General features: G+C 45.2%; 18 protein-coding genes. 11 read left to right on the top strand and 7 right to left on the bottom strand.

The genetic code is table 11. The features are described from left to right. Positions 1–36: 36 nt before the first annotated feature. The 6 genes from NSS82_RS04525 (at position 37) to NSS82_RS04500 (ending at position 7356) form a co-directional block, all read left to right on the top strand. Entirely contained in the window at positions 37–1383 is a 1347-nt protein-coding gene (locus tag NSS82_RS04525; protein WP_038568815.1) for an ABC transporter substrate-binding protein, read from the top strand. A gap of 107 nt (positions 1384–1490) precedes the next feature. Further along, positions 1491–2384 carry a carbohydrate ABC transporter permease gene (locus tag NSS82_RS04520; RefSeq protein WP_036686923.1) on the top strand — a complete coding sequence of 298 codons (894 nt, stop codon included), beginning with the start codon at positions 1491–1493 and terminating at the stop codon, positions 2382–2384. Positions 2385–2386: 2 nt separating this feature from the next. Then, a complete protein-coding gene (locus NSS82_RS04515; protein ID WP_076274013.1) occupies positions 2387–3220 on the top strand; it encodes a carbohydrate ABC transporter permease in 834 nt (277 codons plus the stop codon). Positions 3221–3255: 35 nt separating this feature from the next. After that, positions 3256–5088: a cache domain-containing sensor histidine kinase gene (locus NSS82_RS04510; protein WP_076105424.1), complete on the top strand. Its 1833-nt coding sequence runs from the start codon at positions 3256–3258 to the stop codon at positions 5086–5088. A gap of 17 nt (positions 5089–5105) precedes the next feature. Next, complete coding sequence (locus NSS82_RS04505; RefSeq protein ID WP_076274012.1) at positions 5106–6605, top strand: response regulator transcription factor; 1500 nt, start codon at positions 5106–5108, stop codon at positions 6603–6605. Next, complete coding sequence (locus NSS82_RS04500; RefSeq protein WP_081386788.1) at positions 6577–7356, top strand: spermidine synthase; 780 nt, start codon at positions 6577–6579, stop codon at positions 7354–7356. The genes NSS82_RS04505 and NSS82_RS04500 overlap by 29 nt, the downstream gene beginning before the upstream one ends. Before the next feature lie 87 nt (positions 7357–7443). Here the strand turns inward: NSS82_RS04500 and NSS82_RS04495 are convergent, their stop codons facing one another. The 5 genes from NSS82_RS04495 to NSS82_RS04475 form a co-directional block, all read right to left on the bottom strand. Further along, the gene (locus tag NSS82_RS04495) at positions 7444–8331 is read right to left on the bottom strand and encodes a sugar phosphate isomerase/epimerase family protein (protein WP_076105426.1); all 888 of its coding nucleotides are present in this window, start codon (positions 8329–8331) and stop codon (positions 7444–7446) included. A gap of 36 nt (positions 8332–8367) precedes the next feature. Beyond that, on the bottom strand, positions 8368–9390 hold the full coding sequence (locus NSS82_RS04490) for a LacI family DNA-binding transcriptional regulator (protein WP_076105427.1): 1023 nt from the start codon (positions 9388–9390) through the stop codon (positions 8368–8370). Positions 9391–9458: 68 nt separating this feature from the next. Beyond that, positions 9459–11036, bottom strand: a complete 1578-nt coding sequence (locus NSS82_RS04485; RefSeq protein ID WP_076105428.1) for a DUF3502 domain-containing protein — start codon at positions 11034–11036, stop codon at positions 9459–9461. A gap of 80 nt (positions 11037–11116) precedes the next feature. After that, complete coding sequence (locus NSS82_RS04480; protein ID WP_076105429.1) at positions 11117–12013, bottom strand: carbohydrate ABC transporter permease; 897 nt, start codon at positions 12011–12013, stop codon at positions 11117–11119. Positions 12014–12041: 28 nt separating this feature from the next. Further along, a complete protein-coding gene (locus tag NSS82_RS04475) occupies positions 12042–12986 on the bottom strand; it encodes an ABC transporter permease (protein ID WP_305953532.1) in 945 nt (314 codons plus the stop codon). 642 nt (positions 12987–13628) lie between these two features. On the opposite strand from NSS82_RS04475, the gene bglX reads away from it, so the two are divergent. From bglX to NSS82_RS04455, 4 genes are all read left to right on the top strand, one after another. After that, positions 13629–15788 carry a beta-glucosidase BglX gene (gene bglX / locus NSS82_RS04470; RefSeq protein ID WP_076105430.1) on the top strand — a complete coding sequence of 720 codons (2160 nt, stop codon included), beginning with the start codon at positions 13629–13631 and terminating at the stop codon, positions 15786–15788. Between the two features lie 116 nt (positions 15789–15904). Beyond that, entirely contained in the window at positions 15905–16873 is a 969-nt protein-coding gene (locus tag NSS82_RS04465; protein WP_076105431.1) for a metallophosphoesterase family protein, read from the top strand. 186 nt (positions 16874–17059) lie between these two features. Beyond that, positions 17060–17812, top strand: a complete 753-nt coding sequence (locus tag NSS82_RS04460) for a 3'-5' exonuclease (RefSeq protein ID WP_036686897.1) — start codon at positions 17060–17062, stop codon at positions 17810–17812. 176 nt (positions 17813–17988) lie between these two features. Then, positions 17989–18741 (top strand): MerR family transcriptional regulator, encoded by a 753-nt coding sequence (locus NSS82_RS04455; RefSeq protein WP_235219544.1) that lies wholly within the window; start codon positions 17989–17991, stop codon positions 18739–18741. Positions 18742–18824: 83 nt separating this feature from the next. On the opposite strand, the gene aroD is transcribed toward NSS82_RS04455, so the two are convergent. Both aroD and rbsK read right to left on the bottom strand, forming a co-directional pair. Then, the gene (gene aroD, locus NSS82_RS04450) at positions 18825–19589 is read right to left on the bottom strand and encodes a type I 3-dehydroquinate dehydratase (protein WP_076105432.1); all 765 of its coding nucleotides are present in this window, start codon (positions 19587–19589) and stop codon (positions 18825–18827) included. 61 nt (positions 19590–19650) lie between these two features. After that, positions 19651–20580 carry a ribokinase gene (gene rbsK / locus NSS82_RS04445; protein ID WP_218641970.1) on the bottom strand — a complete coding sequence of 310 codons (930 nt, stop codon included), beginning with the start codon at positions 20578–20580 and terminating at the stop codon, positions 19651–19653. A 255-nt stretch (positions 20581–20835) separates the two neighbouring features. Here rbsK and glgP point away from each other — a divergent pair, with 255 nt between their 5' ends. Next, on the top strand, positions 20836–22452 hold the full coding sequence (gene glgP, locus NSS82_RS04440; protein ID WP_076105434.1) for an alpha-glucan family phosphorylase: 1617 nt from the start codon (positions 20836–20838) through the stop codon (positions 22450–22452). Positions 22453–22709: the final 257 nt, after the last annotated feature.

The following is a 22709-nucleotide window of genomic DNA, read 5'->3' as shown; positions in this document are numbered from 1 at the left end:
AAACGCTAACAATAAAAACGAAAAGGGGATTAAGCTATGAGAAATAAGTTATTTTCGTTATCCTTTGTTATGATTATGGTCTTATCTTCAACGCTTGCTGGCTGTGGTTCGAATAATGACAACACCACGAATAACGGTGCTGCCGCAACTGATAAGCCCGCAGCAACTAACACAGAGAATACCGGCGGTGACACGAATGCAACTGCAGAACCTGCAGCAGGAGCTGATATCAGCGGCAAAATCACCTTCCTAACTAACAGAACAGACATGATCGGTAAAGAATATGACGAATATGTAAAGCGCTTTAATGAAAAATACCCGAACATTAAAGTCGAGTTCGAAGCTTCCCAAACCGACTATAACCAACAGGCTAAAGTCAGAATGGCCAGCGGCGAGCTTCCAGATGTTATGTTTATTCCTTCCATCCCTAACTCTGACTTGCCGAAATACTTTGCTTCACTGGATGATCTCGGTTTGAATGACCAAATCACCTTTAAAGACTTCAAATCCTTTGATGGTAAGCTGTACGGAATTACTACAGGGAACTCTACTTCCGGAATTGTTTATAACAAAAAAGCATTCACCGATGCCGGCATCACCGAAACGCCTAAGACTTGGGATGAATTCCTGGCTGCCTGCGAGAAGCTGAAAGCAAAAGGTGTCATTCCACTGTCCTCCAACTTCAAAGACAAATGGCCACTTGGTACTTGGGCTTATGATACACCACGCCTAATTGAAGGCAATCCCGACTTTCCTAATGCTAAGCTGAACTCTGAAACACCATTCACTATGGACAACGGTTACGGTAAAGCCTTTAGCCTGCTTAGTGAGCTCAACGAAAAAGGTTATCTGGAAAAAGACATCAACTCCACCAACTGGGAACAATCGAAAAAGGACATCGCTTCCGGCAAGTTCGCCATGTATTATCTTGGCAACTGGGTTATTAACCAAGTCATCGGAGCAGGCGCTGCTTCAGACAATGTCGGCTTCTTCCCATTCCCTTATGACAATTCGGGTAAACCATCTGCTACCCTAAGCCCCGACTTCTTCTATGCCGTTGCCAAAAACAGCAAAAATTTAGAGGCAGCTAAAGCCTTCGTAAAATGGATGATTGAGGATTCGGGCTATGAGGATTTCGCTGGCTTTATCTCTCCATTAAAAGGCAAGGAATCCAATCTGACTCAGCTGAAAGAATTCCAAGCTACCGGAGTAGAACTGGTAGAAGGAACTGTTGACGATGCGAAGGTTACAGAGATCGGTAACAAGGCACAACTGGATCTTCCTGCTGTAGTACAGGAATTCGTGCTTGCCAAGGATCCACAAACTGTATTAGACAAGTGGAATAAAGCTTGGGCTAAAGCCAAGAAGGACCTCGGCTATTAATTTGAGCTTGTGATTAGAAGTACAGAACGGCGCAAAATGGATTATTGCCTTTACGGATAATCCATTTTGCCTTTCCATACCACGCTTTTATGAAAGAAGGGCTAGCGATGTTCGGAACACTTTCCTATAACAAACAGAAGACTATAATCATTGTATCCTTCCTCACGATTCCATTGTTGCTGCTTGCAACATTCACGTATTATCCGGCACTTAAACTGATCTATTACAGCTTTACAAATTGGGATGGCTATAGTCCCGAAAAACCTTGGGTTGGCCTAGATAACTACCGCGAGGTCTTCTCCAATCCTGATATCTTCAAGGTTTTCACACATAACTTTGCTTATTTTGCAATGGGAATTCTCCAGAATATCGTTGCTATTTATTTTGCGGTTGTGCTGAATAGTAGACTAAAAGGGAAAAATGCATTCCGCATCTTACTTTTCCTTCCCTATATCATGAACGGAGTCGCTGTAGCCTTTATGTTCGGTTATGTCTTTGACACTACTAACGGTTCATTGAATATGCTCCTAAATAGCATTGGCCTGACCGGCCTCGGACAGACCAGTTGGCTTGGAACAGAAGGACTAGTCAACTACTCCCTTGCATCCACAGGATTTTGGCGTTTCATGGGCTACAACATGGTCATTTATATCGCATCCTTGCAGGCCATTCCACGTGACATTTATGAAGCTTCTAAGATCGATGGTGCCGGCTCCTTTCAAACGCTGTGGAGAATCACTTTGCCCAATATGAAGGCTGTTATTCAGCTTAATTTATTTCTTACCGTTACAGGGGCACTGGAAGTATTCGATCTCCCCTTCGTGTTGACCAAAGGTGGTCCTGCAGGGGCCAGCCAAACTTATGTACAACGGGTTGTCGATACCGCATTTGCATTTAACAACTACGGCCTTGCATCTGCAATGAGTATAATCCTACTCTTCTTTGTCGTCATCGTACTGCTCATACAACAACTTGTTCTTAGCCGGGGAGGAGATAAGTAGCTATGACACACTCTAAGTTTCGTTTTACAGATATCATTAAATACTTTTCGCTAATTATCGGCGTATTCGTCGTGCTCTTCCCTCCGTATGTGGTCATCGTCAATGCCTTTAAATCCACTGACGAATTTAACAGCAGCAGCTCCATGGCACTGCCAAAAAGCTTTTTGAATTTCGATAATTTCACTGCCGTCTTCCAGCGTGGGGGTCTACTTAACGGATTTGGTAATGTGTTAATCATTATAGCTATTACTTTAATTCTGAACATTCTGTTCGGCACTATGGTAGCATTTGTATTGGGACGCTTCTCTTTCAAATTGAAACCCGTTGTCTTCGGTGCATATCTAGTAGCCACCATTATTCCTAGTATCACGACACAAGTGGCGACTTTTGGTATCATCAAAAGTATGGGGCTTTACAATACACTCGGCGCCCCGATCGTGCTTTATATTGGAGCGGATGTAATTCAAATTATTTTATATCTGCAATTTATCCGTAATATTCCCGTGGATCTCGATGAAAGTGCGATGGTAGAAGGTGCCTCTCTTTTCAGAATCTATCGGTCGATTATTTTCCCTTTACTTACACCAGCTACGGCTACTTTGATTATTTTGAAAACCATTAGTATTTACAATGACATGTACATCCCTTATCTCTACATGCCGAAACAAAGCCTTGGTGTAGTTACGACGATCCTAATGCGTTTTCAAGGGGTCAATTCGGGGGAATGGAATTTAATCTGTGCGGCTATTCTGCTTATCCTGCTGCCAACAGTAATTCTATATTTCTTCCTGCAGCGTTACATCTTTGAAGGCGTAACCAGTGGAGCGGTCAAATAAGGTAGGTAGCTTATTACAGGAAAGGAACAACGCAAATGCTATCATACATCCGGTTAACTTTACGCAAAATGTGGTTGTTCCTTGCCAATCTACCGATGGAGCGCAAGCTGATCGTTATCTTTGTCTTTCTGATCTCTATGCCGATCACTTATGTAAGTTATCTATCGTCCCGCTCCATGTTCAACTCGGTTCTTGTGAATGCGACTGACGGTGCGGGTCAAATGACATCGAATGCTTCAGATACCATTGACCGATATATTGCCGACCTCAAAAGGTATACGGCCCTGCCGCTGTATAACACCGATGTGCAAGTCTACCTGACACAGCAAAATACCGACTGGGAAAAAAATACGGGCATGGCGATGTTCCTTAGCTATTTGAATCATACTAAGGAAGAGATCATTGCCGTGTATTTGGTGGATCAGTACGGCTCTGTCTTTTATGATAAAGACGCTGGAATAAATGAACTGTATCCAGAGGAACGATTAGCCAAATGGAGAACCATGAGTGAAGATGCCGGAGCAGCGCCTGTCATTCAGGGCAGACATACGATCCGCACCAACTCGAATGTCCATAAAGAGGTCTTTAGTGTTCTGCGTACAATTAACTCTGTAAGCACTTTGCAGAATATAGGAATTCTCGTTTTCGATGTAGACATCAATCTGTTTAAGGGCATTATCGATCCCGTAAATGCAGTTACGCAAGGAAACACGTTCATTGTAGATAACAATGGAGATCTGATCTATGCCAGTGAAGATTCCGCGGTTCCGAATCTGGCTGCCGAAACACAAACTCTGAATACAAAGCTGTTGCTGCAGCAAGTAAATCAGCAGCAGGATCATTTTCAAATAGACTTGAATGGCCAGTCTTATCTTGTAGTGTACACCGTCTCAAAACAGACCGGGTGGACCACTATGGTTACGATACCTTTAACACGTATCCTGTCCCCTGTACAAAAGAATCGGAATACGCTTATCTTGACCACACTGATTATTATTGCTTTTGCACTTTTTGTTGCGACTATAATTTCTCATGCCCTTACTAAACCCCTTAAATCCTTGGTCCGCTTAATGAAACGGGTGCAGCATGGTAATCTGGATGTCTGGCAGCATTCCAAATATAATGATGAGATTGGGATGCTGGGCAGTCATTTTAATCGGATGATCATAAGGGTCAAGGATCTGTTACAAGAAGTGTCTATCACGGAGAAACGGAAGCAAAAGGCTGATATGCGGGCGCTTCAGAACCAGATCAATCCCCATTTTATTTATAATACGCTGGAATCCATTCGCATGCTTGCAGAGAGCAATGATGATCCACGTGTGGCGAAGCTAACCTATTTACTTGGGCTTCAAATGCGTTACAGCATTGTCCGAAACGAAGAGGCTGTTACAATTAGACAAGAGCTGGATCATGTGAGAAATTATTATCAGCTGCTGGAAATCCGATTCCCAGACAAGTTCAGACTTAACATCGAAGTGCCGGACGAATTCCTTCATCTTCCTGTTATTAAGCTTGTCTTTCAACCGATCGTAGAAAATGCTGTCTTTCACGGTTTGGATCAAAAGGTAGGACTGGGCACCTTGAGCATCACCGCATGGAGCGAGCATGGAGATGCCGTATTCTGTGTAGAAGATGACGGGATCGGTATGGATGAAGCCACACTTCGTTCCTTAAACAATAGTCTGCAGACTGGAACGGACAATGAAAGGTTCGGGATTGGACTACGAAATGTAAATGAAAGAATTCGCCTGCATTACGGTAGCTCGTTTGGTCTGCTTGTTGAGAGTGAGCTTGGAATCGGCACTCGTGTTACCCTGCGCATTGCGGATATTAACGCTAAATACAGTGAAGATGAATTTATTTAGGAGAGGGGCTGCTCAGATTGCTGCGTATTGCGATTGTTGATGATGAGATCTTAATCCGCGAAGGACTGGCCCGAATGATCAGTAAAGAAAGCGCCGAATTTCTGGTCATCGGCACCTACTCCGACGGAAAACATCTATTAGATAAGTTAAGCACACTTCAACTTGATGTTGTGATTACAGATATTCGTATGCCGCAAATCAATGGCTTGGAGCTGATTAAACAGTTAAAAGCGACCCACCCGCAGATCTACTCTATTCTAATGAGTGGATTTGTTGAATTTAATTATGCCCGAGAAGCCATCCGCAGCTCAGCTGTAGACTATTTATTAAAACCAATTAATAAAGAGCAGCTGTTCGAGCTGCTTTATCGGCTAGACAAAGAACGACAGCTCGCGCGCGACAAGGAAGAACGCCACCGTTCCGGGCTTTTATTGACATTCTTGCATATCGAAGAGCCCTCTTCCCCTCTGCTTTTATCCAGCCTTACCTTGCCCCAGCCTTATTTCTCGGTCTTTGTCCTCAAAGGGAGCGCCAGAGAAACCGTCTGCTCCTGCGCAGACAGTCTGCGGCAAGAGAAGGCGTTGAGCTTCGACAACTTGGAGATTCAAAAAGGACTCTACGTCTGGATTGTATATTCTGCTGAGCCGCTGTCAGACAACGATTTAAAAGATATCGGTGACATTATGCGGATATCTGCACACGGAAAGATCCTACATGTAGGTACCAGCGGTTGTTATAATGAGGTATCCAAGCTTAGACTGGCATACCTAGATGCTAAACAAGCCTGCAACATGGGCATATATAATCCGGAGCCTGTGCATTACGCGAATATTCAGAATATTCAACAGCCGGAGATAAACCTCCTGGATCACTTTAATACAATTAGAGAACCGCTGATCCATAACCTGCAGATTCTGAATGTGACAGGCGTCTTAGAATGGGTTCATGACCTATTCTCAGTCCTGAAAGCACAACAAGCCGCTCCTGACCAAATTCTCCGAATCTGTCGATGGGTTGAAGAAACTGCACAAAAGGAACTGCAAGAATTCGAGGCCCGCAATAAAAGTGCTCCCGACCTCAGGTTGGATGACAGAATCGCGTCCAGCATGAGCTTTTGCGACATTGAGGAGATGTTTACCGCCCACTTCACAAGCATTCTGAACGAAATCAGAACCCATCGTCTGGAGATGTCCGGCACAGCCATAGAAACCATAAAACGCTGGATATCCTCTAACTATAATCAGCATGCGGATCTGAACACTTTGGCAAATATGGTTTTTTTGACCCCAAGCTATTTAAGCAAGCTGTTCAAGCAAGAGACTGGACTTACACTAACGGACTATATCACGGAAATTCGGCTGCGCAAAGCCAAACATCTGCTCAAGAATGCTCCGGACCTGAAGGTTCACGAGATTGGGGCAGAGGTTGGATATGGCGATCCTGCCTACTTCAACAAGCTTTTTAAACGTGTTGTCGGGGTTACACCCAATGAATATAAACGAATTAGTATTGTATAAGGAGATTGATCACTTGCATTCAGAGCTTCAAAGAAATAGCAAAAATCATGAAATAACCGTCTACGACACAACAGAACTATATGGTGAAAAAGGCTCCTTCCGCGTTATGCAGTTCTCGAATCATGCCACTCAAGGTGCGATGGATCTTAATGACCCGCAACGAATTCTCTTTGAATATCCGCGGGCCATCATTCACTTCATGGAGTTCAACCTCCCCTCTTTTGAGGATGTTTTTCTTATTGGGCATGGGATTGGAACAATTGCCGGGCATTTTCCGGAGAAAAGATTTAAAGTGGCCGAGCTAGACAGCGAAGTAGTCGAATTAAGCCGCCGCTGCTTCGGATACAGTCAAGATAACGTAGTGATCGGAGATGGACGTCAGATCCTTGAAGACGAAGACCCGCTGATATATGATTACATCATTTTGGATGCCTTTACTGCCGCTGGTACACCAAGGCATTTGATCTCCCGTGAATTTTTCAGTATTACCCGTTCGAAGCTGAACACAAGCGGATATATTCTCATGAATCTAATGGGAAAAGGTGAAAACGACCCGCTTATCAACGCGATTTATACGACACTTGCCGAAGAGTACGCCTATATCAAAGCCTTTTCCCTGCCTTCAGAAGGGGCCGCCGATATCCAAAATATCATTATGGTTGGCGGCAGCACCCCTATCCGCTTTCAAGCCCGCCATTTGGCTGGCTTCAAAGAAATACAGCTGGGACAAGGATATCTGATTCAGGATTAATTCAGGATTAACTATAAAAAATGACCTCATCCTCCACTTCACTGTGGATTTCGAGGTCATTTTTGGGTTGTTTTCATACGGCACCATTTAAACCGGATTAGGCACAAAGCTGCCACCACGGCAATATTTCAAGTAATTCAGTGCATGCACCTGGCCGGTCATTTCCAGCTCATCACGATACACTGGATCATGCCAGCCTTCGATATCAATCGTACCTTTATAACCCGCTTGGCGCAGGACGGTGATTACATCTACCCAATTGGTATCCCCGAAGCCAGGGGTCCGATCCCATACATAAGGTTTGGGGCCATGAATACCGTATTCCTTGACGATGTCCCAAGCGATGGTCGCATCCTTGCCATGCACATGGAATACTTTATCCATCCATTTGCGCAGCTGCGGAAGCGGATCAATCAATGCGATCAGCTGGTGGCAAGGCTCCCATTCCAATCCCAGATTATCTGCCGGAACAGCATTGAACATCTTCTCCCAGGCCGAAGGATTGTGAGCGATGTTCCACTCTCCGCTCTGCCAGTTTCCGCCCATAGCGCAATTCTCAAAAGCAATCCGCAGGCCACGATCTGCCGCTCTCTTCGCCAGTTCTCCGAACACCTCTGTAAACTTCGGGATCGACTCATCAATGGACAAACCTGGCAATCGGCCGGTGAACCCGCCTATAATATCTGTGCCAAATAAATGTGCATGATCAATCAGCCGCTCCCAGCTGGCCAATGTGTCGGCATTGTCGCCGCTGCCATTCAGCGGATTTCCATAGATGCCCACAGAGGAGATGACAAAATCATGTTCAGCAGCTAACTCCCTCAGTCGTGCAGCCGTTTCGATCAAATCAGTTTCGCCGGTGGTCTGCCAAAAGTTCAGATTAAATGATTCAAATCCATGCCCCACGATTTGTGGAATGACCTTAACGGCTTCTCCACCACGAACAATCGTACCTATTCTCAGTGTATCTTGCATTTCGGTTCCACTCCAATAAAAGTTTATAGTGTGATCTTAACGAGGTTTAATCATCTTGCAGGAACCACGTTTGAGCAATACCGCATCATAGACAATATGCTGATGATTTGACCGTCCGGAAATGAGATCAAACAGAACACCTACACTGGATAAGGCCATTTCCGTACCCGGCTGGCTGATTGTATCAAGAGAAGGATGATAATATTCAGCCATCTCGATCCCGTCAAAGCCAATGATCGAAATGTCATCAGGGATAGATAACCCCGCGGTAAGCACCGCTTTGGCAGCACCGATGGCAATCGTGTCGGAAGCGGCAAATATAGCTGTAATTCCCTTGTTCTTGTTGAGCAATCTTCGCGCAGCATTAAATCCCGAGCTGGGACTGTATTCACAATCCTCGACCAGCCCCGAATCATAGGGCAGACCCTGCTCTTCGAGTGCTTTTTTGTAGCCTAAATACCGCCGGTTGCCCGTGGTTTCATCCAATAAAGGAGACTTGGCTAAAAAGCCGATATTCGTATGACCTAATGAGATCAAATAATTGGTAGCCTTATAGGCTTCCTTCGTTTCATTAATAATAACGCTGGAAAAAATAAGCGGGTTCACCTGCTGCGTTGAGGTGATCGTTGTCAGCACAAACGGAACCGTCAGCTGTTTGAACTTCTCTTCAGAATGATCATAGGTTCCACCCATGAAGATAATCCCGCACAGATTTTTCTCCTTCACCAGTTGAATTGCAGCATTGATTTCATCGGTCCCATCCTCTACTTGCTGGATAAGAAACGGGTAGCCCCGCAGATTGACCTGCCGTTCAATTTCTCTGATCATATTAGAGAAAAAAGGATTGGTAATCCCCTTGACCATAAGTGCAATGTTCTTAGATTGTGTAGTTTTCAAATTCCGCGCGTTGGAATTAGGAATATAATTGTATTCCTTAACCACACTCATTACTTTCTCACGTGTAGACTTGCTCACCGGTCCCTTGTTGTTGATTACCCTGGAGACTGTCGAGATGCCCACACCGGAAATCCGCGCGATATCCTTGATATTTACATCCACTTTACTCCCCCATTTATGGGTAAAGGAGCTATATCGAATTATAGCTCCCTTACACCCCTTAACTTTCTTTAGTTGACAGGAACAAACGCAGCCAATTGCTTCTCTACTTCGGCAATGACCTTGTCAACTCCTGCTTTTTTCAGCTGATCGCGGTACTCCGCAACAGCTGCTTTTGGATCTTTGCTTGTTTTACCAAGCATCAATTGAATACCGAGCTGTGAATTCACGTTGGAAATCGAAGCAATTTCAGTTGTAACATTGGTTGGATCAAAGCTGAAGCCATTGTAAGGATCATCGATAGCCACTTTATCCCATTCTGCGAATAAGGAGTTACGGATTGGGTTTTCTGTATCCGTAGGAACTACGAATTTGTCATTACGAAGTGACCAAGCAGCGAAACCTCCGCCGTCCGTTTTATCGTTGAAGCCTGCAGGCTGCTTTTTAACACCATTTTCCATCACATATTGTTTGCCTTCAATACCGTTTTGGATGAGGTTGTAGTAGCTTTCATCGGTCATGAACTTCTCAATCACCATCAGAGCGCGCTCTGGATTAGCTGAGTTCGTGCTGATTACAGTCGAGTTGTCAACGCCCATTTTACGTTTGATCTTCTTATTGGCTTCCGCAAAAGTAAAGAAGTAAGGATCTGATTCCGGTTGTGCCTTCAAATCCGCACCGTATTGGCCGATCCAGTCCTGAGCATGAGTCAAATAACCTGCGGAGTTAGCTGCTCTGAAGTTATCCTTGCTGCCTAGGGTTGCAGACAGCACATCTTTACTCCAGTAGCCCTTATCCGCCCATTCACGCATCTTCACAGCCCAATCTTCAAATTCCTGAGTGAAGGCTGGATGGAAGACAGTCTTGTAGTCCTCTGGACTTTTAGTCACAAGATTCAGCTCATTCAAAGATATACCAGGAGCGTTAAGCCACATCCCTGTAGTATCTACGAGCATTCTGAACATATTGGCTGCATCTTCTGCCTTGCCGTTAATTGGTGGGAAGGACTCATTAGCAACCACATTATCCATGTATTTAACCATATCATCAATGGAAGTGATTTTGTCCATTCCATATTTTTTCAGCAAGTCAGAACGATAGGCATAACCGGCAGGTGTGTATTCGCTATAAAGACTTGGTACACCATAAATTTTGCCTTTGTATTTTGTATTTTCCCACACACTTTCCGGGATTTCCGCTTTCAGCTTAGGAGCAACTTTATCCAGCATATCTGTAAGGTCCACTAGAGCGCCTTCACTAGCCAATGTGAAATAAGATACCGGAGCTCCGGGAGATGCATGCGACATATCAAATTCTTCGCCTGAAGCAAATAGCAGCGGGTACTTAGTAGCGATATCCGGCCAGTCAATATACTTCACTTCAATCGTAGCGTTTAGGTCAGCCTTGAGCTTCTTGTTAATCTCAGCGAGGATTTCTTTATTTTTAACTCCTTCGCTGCCCCACAGGTAGTACACCAGCTTAGCTTCCTTGGAAGTATCCACTCCGCCTGCATTGGCTGAAGCCTCTGGAGCTTTCGTGGCTGCCGGATCATTACTCGGCTCATTGTTGTTCTTGGATGTGCAGGCTGTCAGTGCTCCAGTAAGCATGAGGACAGCAATTAAAGAAGACGCGATCTTTTTACCTTTCATTTAGGTAAGCCTCCCTTTTCTCTTCTATTTATGAAACTTTCATTTATAATAAACGCTCTTCGAAAAGAAGATTGCGTCCATTAACCCTTTACTGCCCCGATGGTGAGGCCTGTTACGAAATAACGCTGTACAAATGGATACAGGAGAATAATCGGTCCAGTGGCCAGCACAGCTGTAGCCATCTTGATGGATTGCGTCGGAAGATCAGCAGTATTGATGACCGCTCCCGAGTTGATTAGCGCTCCTAAGTTCGTCTGATTGACCATTCGCTGCAAAAAGTATTGGAGCGGATATTTCGTCGGACTGTCAATATACAACATCCCGTTATACCACTCATTCCAAAAGCCTAGTGCTGAGAAAAGCCCAATAGTAGCCAAGGATGGAACCGCCAGCGGAATAAATATCCGCCAATAGATGCGAAAGTCGCCAGCACCGTCAATGGTAGCGGATTCATATAAGGAATCCGGAATCGCCTTCATGAAATTACGCATCAGGAAGATGGACCATGCACCAACTACACCCGGAAGAATCATGGCGAATAAGCTGTCCTTCATATGCAGGTGCTTAACCATCAGGATGTATGTCGGAATCAAGCCGCCACTGAATAGTGTTGTAAAGTAAATCAAGAAGGAAAAGAAGTTGCGGTACTTGAAATCCTTACGGTTGAGCACGAATCCGGCCATCGACATCATAAACAGTCCGAGTACCGTACCCACTACGGTAATGAAGATAGTTACCTGATAAGCATTCACCAGCTGAGTAGAGTTGTTGAATAGCATCTCGTAAGCCTTAAAGGAAAATGCCTTCGGCAGCAGCTTGTAACCTTCACGAACAATTTCCTGCTCGTTCATGAACGATGAGGAGATCATCAACGCGAAGGGAAATAAACAGAATAGCGCAAAGATAGCGATACAGATATAACTGACTGCTTTTATGAGAATGCTTCCGGAATCCTGTTTGATTGTACTCTTTTCCATATTTATCACCCCTGTTTCGTGTCTAGTCTTAGAACAAAGCGCTGTCCGGTTCTACCTTGCGTACAATAAAGTTAACTACAAGCACCAGGATCAGACCGAATAAGGATTGGTAGAAGCCCACTGCGGCACCCATAGAGAAGTTGAATTGTCCCACCAGTGAACGGAAGACATAGGTATCGATGATATCTGTCTGCGGATACAGTACAGAGTTCGTACCGATCAGATTATAGAAAAGGTCAAAGGATCCCTTGAGAATTCCACCCATACCGAACAGTAGAAGCAGAATAAAGGTTGGCTTCAGAATCGGCAAGGTCATATAACGGATTCGCTGCCAGGTAGTCGCTCCATCCATATAAGCAGCCTCGTACAGATCATGATTAATCCCTGTGATCGTTGCCAGATAAACAATCATTCCATATCCGGTACCCGCCCAGATCTTGAAAGCCACAATAATATATTTCCAGATGCCCGGATCGGAATAGAACTCGTAACGGTCTAGCCCCATTCCAGTTAACATCGTATTGATAAACCCGGAATTGAAATTGAATATATTGTAGGCAAACACACCGACGATAACCATGGAGATGAAATTCGGTAACAGGATAACGGATTGTGATATTTTTTTGAACCACTTGCCTGAGATCTCAGACAACATAATGGCAAATACTATTTGAATGATATTACCTAATGCTAGAAAGACGATATTATAGAGCAGCGTATTCTTGGTAATATTCCATAGATCCCCATTTTGAACCAGAAACTCAAAGTTCTTAAGTCCGATAAAGTTACTTCCAAAAATCCCCTTATTGAGCTTGTAATCTACAAATGCGACGTAAGCTCCAGGCATTACAGCATAGTGAAAGATAACGAAATATACGATTACAGGCAGCAACATTAGAAAAAGAACTTTGTTCTTAATGACTTCCCGAACAATGTTTCCACCCACAAGCTTCAGTCTCGCCAAAGTGCCCACCTCCAATTTGAAAGATGCATTCAGTCACATGCATAAATTACCTTCCTTTCTTGTCCAGCAGCCAGAATAAAAACAGTTTGCCCAACCTTCAAAAAAAAGTGTATCGAGTGTTGTAGAAACGTTTCCAGTGTTTCTGTAAAACTCTCTGTGTGAGAAGCATACTCCCAAAATGTATGCGCTGTCAATTTATTTTATTTTCGAATTACAAGTACTAAAGTTACACATTTCACGTAAAAAAATATAAATTAGCTGTTTTTCCAAAGGCGATTGACTTTTTTTGGTGTTCAGACTAATATCGAGGTGTATCGTTTGTGGAAACGTTTTTATACTTTTCTTTCATAGACATGTCAGTCTCCATATGTAACATCTTAATGATGCAATCCTCTTCTGATTTAATTCATGCCTCATCCTGTATCCGAAGAGAGAACTGCTATGATTTTCACAACAAATGAACCTGAATATAGCTCAGGCCCATTCCGCATCTCGGAGCTGCGTGCCAGGAGAGTTAACGGTTCACTCCCATCCTTATCGCCTTTATAACGTAAGTTTTGCCAATAAAATCAAGCTTGCGCTGCCCGGCGGGGAAGTACACATCTATTTAACAAACTAACTTTCAATGCGCTCACGAGGAAGGAGTTAACCATGACTAAAACGTTTATCCAAGATCTTGTGAACGATATGACCCTGGACGAAAAGCTGGCCCAATTAACCCAGCTAGGTCCTCACTATTGGGGTTTGGACGATACCGTGGATTTAACCGGACCATTTAAGGAACTGAACATTAAGCCGCAGGTAATGGAGAGTATCGGAAGTGTTCTTAACGGTATTGGAGCCCGGAATGTAATCGAGCAGCAGACCCGGCATTTGCAAACCAGCAGACAAAAGATTCCTCTGCTCTTCATGGCGGATGTCATTCACGGCTACCGGACCATCCTCCCGATTCCGCTGGCCATGGGCAGCAGCTTTGACCTTGAAGCCTGTGAAAGGTTTGCTGAAATCGCCGCCAAGGAGAGTGCGGCTGCCGGCATTCACGTCACCTTCTCGCCCATGACTGATCTCGTACGCGACCCGCGCTGGGGACGCGTCATGGAGACATCTGGTGAGGATCCCTATCTGAATGCCCGTGTCACCGAAAGTATGGTGCGGGGTTATCAGGGCAAAGACCTAAAAGAAAAAGGACGCATCGCTGCCTGTGTGAAGCATTTCGCTGGTTACGGTGCTCCCGAAGGCGGACGGGAATACAACACGGTGGATATGTCCTCTGGCGTATTGCGTGAGTTCTACCTGCCAGCCTATAAGGCTGCCGTAGATGCTGGTGTGGCCATGGTGATGGCCGCATTTAATACCATTGACCGTATCCCGGCAAGTGGTAATTCCGAGCTTCTTCGCGGGATTTTACGGGAAGAATGGGGCTTCAACGGCGTTACCATCGCCGATTTCAATTCCGTTAATGAGCTGATTCCCCATGGCGCCGCGATAGATGGCCGTGAGGCAGCGGAGAAAAGTCTGGCTGCTGGGCTGGATATTGAAATGATGTCCACTCACTATCTAAACCACGGCGCTGCTCTGGTCGAGGAAGGAAAGCTTGATATCGCCTTGATCGATGAAGCCGTTATCCGGGTGCTTGAGCTCAAGGACGCGCTTGGCTTGTTCGATAATCCATTTAAGGATGCAGATCCGCTGGTGGATGAGGCTCCGAAACCTAGCGCGGAGCATCTGCAGGCTGCACGGGAGCTTGGAGCTAGCTCAGTTGTACTGCTCAAAAACGACAATGATGCTTTGCCCCTTAAACGTGGCATGAAGATTGGTCTGGCTGGTCCTTTCGCCACCTCCATTCATGTACTGGGCGGTTGGGCCGGGACAGAAAAAGATCCGGCTGTATCACTCTACACCGGCATTTCGCAAAAAACATCTGCCGAAAATATTTTCACGGCCATGACTGGTGAGCTGGGAAGCATGCTTGAGGGTGTTTTTGATGTGGAGGATGAAATTGAGGATGCCTACCAAGCGCTGAAGGATTGTGATGTAATTCTCGCCGCTGTCGGTGAGAATCAGCAGGATACCGGGGAAGGCGGAAGCAAATCCAATCTCCGCCTATCGGCCAATCAGGAGAAGCTGATCTGGCGTCTGAAGGATACCGGAAAAAAGATCATCACCATTGTATTCAGCGGCAGACCACTGGAGCTGAAACCCGTTCTTGATGCCAGCGACGCTCTGCTGCAGGCTTGGTTTCTGGGTACAGAGTCAGGAAATTCACTGGCCGATGTGCTGTTCGGAGATTATAATCCTTCCGGACGTTTATCGATGAGCTTCCCCTACTCGGTTGGGCAAATTCCGGTCTATTACAATGCGTATCAAACGGGACGACCTTATGATTCTAAGTATCCTAATGTGCGTTACGTGACCCGTTATCTGGACTGCCCGAATGACCCGCTGTTCTGTTTTGGTTATGGCCTGAGCTATTCCAAGTTTGCTTACAACAGCTTCAATGTTGAAGCTGCGGATCGGGTGGTTGCCTCCATTGAAGTAGAGAATACTTCGGACATCGCCGGCAAGGAAACCGTTCAGCTCTACATCCACGACGTCAGCGCAAGTGTCGTGCGCCCGGTCAAGGAACTGAAAGGTTTCCAGCAGATAACACTCGCACCGCATGAGAAACAGGTGGTTTCTTTCGAAATCACCAGAGAAATGTTAATGTTCTACGGGAAAGACGATCAGTTGGTCTTCGAGCCTGGAGAATATGATATTATGATCGGTAGAAACTCTGGAGATCATTGCACTCAGCGGATCTGGATCGGCTGACCTGCGTATAGCTATGCTTCTAACGACGTCATCCCTCAACGCCCTCTTAGCGCAATGAGTGGTTGGCGCCTCCACAGCTTGCTATTCAATATTCGATAGTAAGGGAGATTATTCTAATGAGACACAGTTTATCATTTCAGCAAGATGGCACTTTTAAAATCGTACAATTTACCGATCTGCACTGGATGGATGGAAGAGCTGAGGATCAGCTTACCGAGGCACTGATGGAACGCATTCTGGATGCGGAACAACCTGATCTTGTAGTTTTCACGGGAGATCTTATTTACACGGGTCCTGTATCGCCGGGAAACAAAGCATGCGAGCACCCCGCACAAGCTTTTCGTGAGGCTGTCGCTGCCGTGGAGAGATCCGGCATCCCTTGGACCTTTGTATTTGGTAACCATGACACAGAAACTCTGATTTCAAAGAGTGAACTGATGCAAATTGCTCTGGAACATCCCCACTGCCTGACCGAAGCCGGCCCAGAAGAGCTGGAAGGCTCGGGCAATTACACTCTTGAAATTAAAGATCAGGAAGACCACTCGGCCGCTATTTTGTATTTTCTGGATTCTGGCGGCTACTCCGAGTATGAGGATATCCCGGGCTACAATTGGATTGGGCGGAATCAGATCAACTGGCTGACGGCTGAATCTGCGCGGTTGAATCCGAAGAGTGCTGAGAACAGGCTGCCTGCCTTGGCTTTCTTCCATATCCCAATTCCTGAATATCGGGATGTCTGGTCTACACAAGTCTGTCATGGGCATAAGTTTGAGCGTGTATGCTCACCTGAGGTGAACTCGGGCTTATTCTCGGCTTTGCTGGAAATGGGTGATGTGCTTGGCACCTTCTGCGGACATGACCATATCAACGATTTTAGCGGCAACCTGTATGGCATACGTCTTTCTTATGGCCGTGCTACCGGCTACAATACTTATGGAAAAGAAGGCTTTATGCGGGGAGCACGCGTCATAGAACTGGTCAAAGGCACCCAAGACTTCAATACCTGGCTTCGTCTTGATGACGGATCTGTTATAAATGAACAGCCGATTCATATGCCTGAACCTGCTGCCGATTCAGGACATTAATCTTTTATAGGATTAAATTTAAATACTGATTAAATGAACCAGTGCACAAATGTTGTGCTGGTTCATTTTTTTGTGCAAATATTAGCTTGTCTCCATATTCCCCATTACATCACTTTTTTTGTTAAAATAGAGAAGTCGACGTATTAAGCACTACAGCGTCAGTCATGGAAACGGAGGCAAGTACCTGTGGATTATATTATTCTGGACATCGAATTCAACGGCCGTAAGTTTGCCAGCGAGCACCCTATGGAGGTCATTGAGATTGGAGCCGTCCGGTTAGACTCTTCATTGCAGTATAAGGATGAATTTTCTTCCTTGATCAAACCTATATATTTCTCCACCCTGAATTCCTTTATTAAGAAAAAAACGGGTATCCCTCAAGAGGAAATTGACATTGCCGCCCGCTTCCCCAAAGTCATCACTGCTTTTAGAGAGTGGCTTGATCTAAGTACAGACGGAGTTCTGCTGCTTACCTGGGGTGGCGAAGACATGAAGCGAATCATTCAGGATGTGCGCATGCACAAGATGGACGAATCCTACTGGATGTCCGCCACGTATTTCGATTTGCTCAAAGGAGTTCTGCGTGCGCGTGGCCTTAGCAATGATGTCAGCGTGGAAAGCGCGATGGCATTGTTTGAGCTTGAGCCTACTGGATCCGCACACCGGGCGCTGGATGATGCACGGATGACGTCAGAGATCTTCCGCGCCGTATTTAAGGATCTGGATTTTGAGCGTTCACAGCATTACGTAGATACCTTCTCCAATGCCAAAGAACGCAAAACAGTTAAGGTAGCCATTAAGGCTATGACCTCACAAAAAATTGTACCTACCTGGGACCTTGTCGTGGAACACTACTTCTCAGACAAAGCAACCCTTGCGGACCCTCGCAAGCTGGAGGAATTGCACAATTATTTCACAGCACAAATGGGCCATAAATAAATTCAGGCAGCAGCAAAGCTCAACATTATAGACTTATTCATAGTAGCGGCAGACTTCCCCATGATCATTCAGAGGGTAGCTGCCGCTGTTTTGGATATGCTAAAAAAACCATTTGACCTTCACGTTACGTAAAGGTGTACATTTGAATTGTAGGAGGTGATACTACGGAATACACAGTGCAGAAGCTCGCAGAGTTAGCTGGAATCAGCACACGGACCCTGCGCTACTACGATGAGTTTGGCATTCTTAAGCCGGCGAGAATCAACTCTTCAGGGTATCGTATCTATGGCCGTACCGAAGTAGATCTACTACAGCAAATTTTGTTTTATCGGGAGCTTGGCTTAAGTCTGGAACGTATCAAGGCTATTATGACAGAGCCCTCATTCGACGGAGCCAAAGCGCTGCGGGAGCATCATGACAAGCTACTGGAAAAAAGACAGCAATTAGATCTATTAATCGCTAACGTCGAAAAGACGCTGGCTCAAAAAGAAGGGAGAATTACCATGAGTGATACTGAAAAATTCGAAGGCTTTAAGCAAAAGCTGGTAGATGATAACGAAAAGAAATATGGCCAAGAAATAAGGGAGAAATACGGAGATGACACCATTAATCAATCCAACCAAAAGCTTAAAGGGATGACAGAAGAACAATATGCAGCTATACAACAGCTTGAGGAAGAGATGTTCGAAACGCTCTTGCAAGCGATGGAGCATGGAGATCCTGCCAGTATATTGGCGCAAAAAAGTGCTGACCTACACCGTGAGTGGCTCTCCTTCTACTGGAATTCCTATTCCAAAGAAGCTCATGCTGGTGTTGCACAATTGTATGTTGATGATGAACGTTTTACCGAATACTATGACAAGCGCCACCCTGGACTCGCTGCGTTTCTAAGAGATGCCGTACATGTATATACGGGAAAAAATGCGTAAGCGCACGAACAATACTTTAAAATAGAAAAAGGCATCCGGATAATCCGGACGCCTTTTTTTGCGGCAATATCAATCAGCAGAAATCACAGACTGCGGTGCAACAGCGACAATGTATTTCGAAGCTCAACCACAGCTACCTGTCCAGGTGCAGAAGGTTTATGTGCAGCTCCGAAGGTAAGCGCTGAACCGAAAATTTCACCAGCTAAACGGCTGATCACCCCGGCTCCCGCCATAGACATCGTTATAATCGGACGGTCTGCATATTTTTCCTTCATGATGTGTGTAGCTTCCAGCAAAGTTAGCACATCGCCTGCATCTTGGGGCATAACTGCAATTTTGGGCAAATCCCCGCCAAGCTCCTGCGCCTTGCATAACCGCGAGATGATCTCCTCTTTAGGAGGTGTTCCATGAAAATCATGATTTGAAATAATGACAGATACATTATGAGTATGAGCAGCTTCGACCAATAGCTTTACATCCTGCTCATCATTAAATAATTCAACATCTATTATATCTACTAGACCGCTCTCGGCAGCAGCTTTATTCAGTGCTGTGTAATATTCCGTGCTGACTTGCTTCTCTCCGCCTTCTTTTGCACTCCGAAAAGTGAAAATCAGCGGTAAATCTGGAATCACAGAACAGATTTCGCTTAGTGCGTTCTTAACAGCTGCAACGTCTTCCACTTCAGCAAAAAAATCCGTCCGCCACTCCACCAAATCAGGTTGCAGTACTTTCAGCGCTTCCGCTTCCTGCTTCAGCTCAGACAAGGTCGCTCCAATTAGCGGAACACATATCTTAGGGATTCCTTCGCCGATGATCACATTTTTAACGGTTACTGTTCTGCTCATTATTTAAGCTCCTTATCCTATCTTATCTAGTATAGATCTTGAGTATCCTGTACTGTCTATTCTACAGCGAATTACGTTTTAGAAACTGCTCTACCTCGGACAACTGCGGCAATGAAGGGATCGCCCCTTCTTTCCCTACAGCCAATGCACCTACAGCATTAGCGAAGCTCACAGCTTCCTCCAAAGTCTTTCCTAAGACCAGCTGCTGGGCTAATGCGCCATTAAATGAGTCACCGGCAGCAACTGTATCTACCGCCTTTACCGGGAAGCCTGGAACAGCCTTGGCACCTTCAGCATTCACAATCAGGGCACCTTTTGAACCCAAGGTTACGATAACGTTCTGTACTCCTTTTTGCAGCAAAATACGGGCTGCCTGCTCAGCAGTCTCTGCGCTATCCACAGTCATTCCGGACAAAATCCCGGCTTCTGTCTCATTAGGTGTCAGGTAAGATACCTGAGCCAGCATCTCATCCTTTAGCACTCTAGCTGGTGCAGGATTAAGGATGACCGGAATCCTCTTACGATGGGCAATCGCAATCGCCTGCTCACTCATCGCCAGATCCATTTCAAGCTGCAGCACAATGATCTTAGCCTGGCTAATCACAGCCTCCAATGCCTGAATATCCTCTACCGTAAGCTCAATATTCGCTCCAGGTACCACGATAATCCGATTTTCTCCATCTTCTTCAATAACGATCGAAGCGACTCCTGTTGCCTGATGTTCACTTACAGAAATATGCTCTATATGAATGCCTTCATTCCTGATAATCTCCAGCATTTCGCTACCAAAGGTATCTTTTCCAACTCTTCCGATCATACTAACCTCTGCACCCAGACGTGCTGCGGCAACGGCCTGATTTGCCCCTTTTCCGCCAGGAGATAGAGCAAAGGCTTGTCCAATTAGGGTTTCTCCAGCATCCGGTGACCGGTTTGTACGTACTACCATGTCCATATTCAAGCTTCCAATCACAACTATATCCAACTTAGACACCACCATTAATTATTTCTTCAATCTCTTTATCTTAGGGGCTTCTGTCCACTTTATCAATCAATTCCGCTCAATTGGATTCAAAATGGTGGTTTTCACCAAATTGACGTTATGCTTTTATTCATCGAGTGTGCTAGAATAGTGGTGCAATCGCTTCCACAATGATTGCTGCACTATTTTGAGCAAACGTTTGCACCTGAGATAATGCCCGCAGCTTCACTGCAATTCAATCTAATCCGTGATTAGGAGGCTTATCAAGTGAACGAACAAAAATTACCGTCAGTCGCTTATTTTAGTATGGAGTACGGGCTGCATTCCGATTTCAAAATGTATGCCGGAGGTCTGGGCATTCTTGCCGGAGACTACATTAAGGGTGCAAAAGATATCAACGCCCCTATCATCCCTATTGGGCTGAAGTGGAAACAAGGTTACACGGACCAAAAGATTGATGCAAACGGCAATCCGTACGACTCCTATCACAATTATGTTTATGAGTTTCTTGAAGATACAGGGGTTAAGGTAACTGTTAAAGTCCGAAAAACCGATGTGGTATGCAAAGTATGGAAAACTGATTATTTTGGCAACAGCACATTGTATTTACTGGATACAGATATACCCGAGAATAATGATGCCTGGATCACAGGCCAATTGTATGGTTGGTTCGGCGAAGAACGGATCGCACAAGAGATCGTGCTTGGGATTGGTGGAGTCAAGGCTATGCGTGCGCTGCAAATCCCTATTGATGTCTATCACTTCAATGAGGGTCATGCGGCTCTAGCGGCTATCGAGCTAATCCGTGAAAAAATGTCCGGAGGCCATACCTTCGAAGAAGCTTGGAAAGCGACTCGCGAAGAAGTAGTATTCACTACCCACACACCAATCAAAGAAGGCAACGAAACCCATCCTCTCGACCGACTTGAGTATATGAGTGCGTTCAACGGCTTAACCCGTGACCAGATAGAGCGGATCGGCGGCGAGCCATTTAATATGACGGTTGCAGGTCTAAGGCTGTCACGTATCTCCAACGCAGTTGCCCAGCTACACGCCGATACGGCTAATAAAATGTGGAAGGAAGTAGCCGGAAGATCAGAAATTATAGGCATTACTAATGCCATCCATACTCCTACCTGGGTAGATGAAAGAATGACGCAAGCCTACGAACAAGATGGCGACTTATGGGCAGTGCATAAAGAAATCAAGGGAGAACTGATCCAGTTCATCAAAGAACGTTCCGGCATTAGCTTAAATGCTGACAATCTACTCATTGGCTTCTCACGCAGAGCAGCTCCATATAAACGAAGCGACCTGATCTTCTCGCAGCCAGAAATTATCGAACCTTATCTGGAGTCTGGAAAGATACAAATTGTATTCTCCGGCAAAGCGCACCCACTCGATGATAACGGTAAAAAAATCGTCAGCAACCTAGTAGCGATGATGAAAAAGTATCCAAAGAGTGTGGTGTTCCTCGAGAATTACGATATGACGATTGGCGCCCAGCTGACGCGCGGTGCCGATATTTGGCTCAACAATCCACGTAGACCATTGGAAGCCAGCGGCACCTCCGGGATGAAAGCAGCTATGAACGGTGTATTGAACTGTTCTATTCTGGATGGCTGGTGGCCGGAAGCCTGCATCGATGGTGAGAATGGCTGGCAGATTGGAGACGGCTTCGAAACTACAGACTTTGAGGTGCTGGATAAGCATGATAGTGATGCACTGTACGACACCTTATTGAAACGTGTGCTCCCAACCTTTTACGAGAATCGTAAACAATGGGTGCAAATGATGAAAAAGAGTATCGAAACCACCCGTACGGAGTTTGCCACCAAAAGAATGCTAGATGAATATTACAACAGAATGTACATTAAAGCCTAAGTACAAGAACCGAATATCTTCTATATCAAAAAATGCAGCGCACCCCTCCAGTGATGGTAGGGATGCGCTGTTTCTTTTTTAATTCTGCTAAGCAATTAATCACTTTGTCTATCATATATATCTGAATGTGCCAAAGATGTTATGACGATTCCCACATATTGTAATGTGTCAATTATTTAAAAAGTGTTGCAATTTCTTTAAAAAACATTAATATAGAACTTATACTAAATCTAAAATCAAATCTCATGAGGTGATTC

The organism is Paenibacillus sp. FSL H7-0735, assembly GCF_038008505.1.
Lineage (GTDB): Bacteria > Bacillota > Bacilli > Paenibacillales > Paenibacillaceae > Paenibacillus_AQ > Paenibacillus_AQ odorifer.
The sequence above is the reverse complement of the archived record's forward strand: the minus strand, read 5'-3'. Positions and strand labels throughout refer to the sequence as shown.

Coding starts and splice junctions, on each gene's coding strand:
- NSS82_RS04515 (WP_076274013.1), top strand. CDS start 2,387: ATGACACACTCTAAGTTTCGTTTTACAGATATCATTAAATACTTTTCG.
- NSS82_RS04525 (WP_038568815.1), top strand. CDS start 37: ATGAGAAATAAGTTATTTTCGTTATCCTTTGTTATGATTATGGTCTTA.
- NSS82_RS04510 (WP_076105424.1), top strand. CDS start 3,256: ATGCTATCATACATCCGGTTAACTTTACGCAAAATGTGGTTGTTCCTT.
- bglX (WP_076105430.1), top strand. CDS start 13,629: ATGACTAAAACGTTTATCCAAGATCTTGTGAACGATATGACCCTGGAC.
- NSS82_RS04520 (WP_036686923.1), top strand. CDS start 1,491: ATGTTCGGAACACTTTCCTATAACAAACAGAAGACTATAATCATTGTA.
- NSS82_RS04465 (WP_076105431.1), top strand. CDS start 15,905: ATGAGACACAGTTTATCATTTCAGCAAGATGGCACTTTTAAAATCGTA.
- aroD (WP_076105432.1), bottom strand. CDS start 19,589: ATGAGCAGAACAGTAACCGTTAAAAATGTGATCATCGGCGAAGGAATC.
- NSS82_RS04500 (WP_081386788.1), top strand. CDS start 6,577: ATGAATATAAACGAATTAGTATTGTATAAGGAGATTGATCACTTGCAT.
- NSS82_RS04495 (WP_076105426.1), bottom strand. CDS start 8,331: ATGCAAGATACACTGAGAATAGGTACGATTGTTCGTGGTGGAGAAGCC.
- NSS82_RS04480 (WP_076105429.1), bottom strand. CDS start 12,013: ATGGAAAAGAGTACAATCAAACAGGATTCCGGAAGCATTCTCATAAAA.
- NSS82_RS04485 (WP_076105428.1), bottom strand. CDS start 11,036: ATGAAAGGTAAAAAGATCGCGTCTTCTTTAATTGCTGTCCTCATGCTT.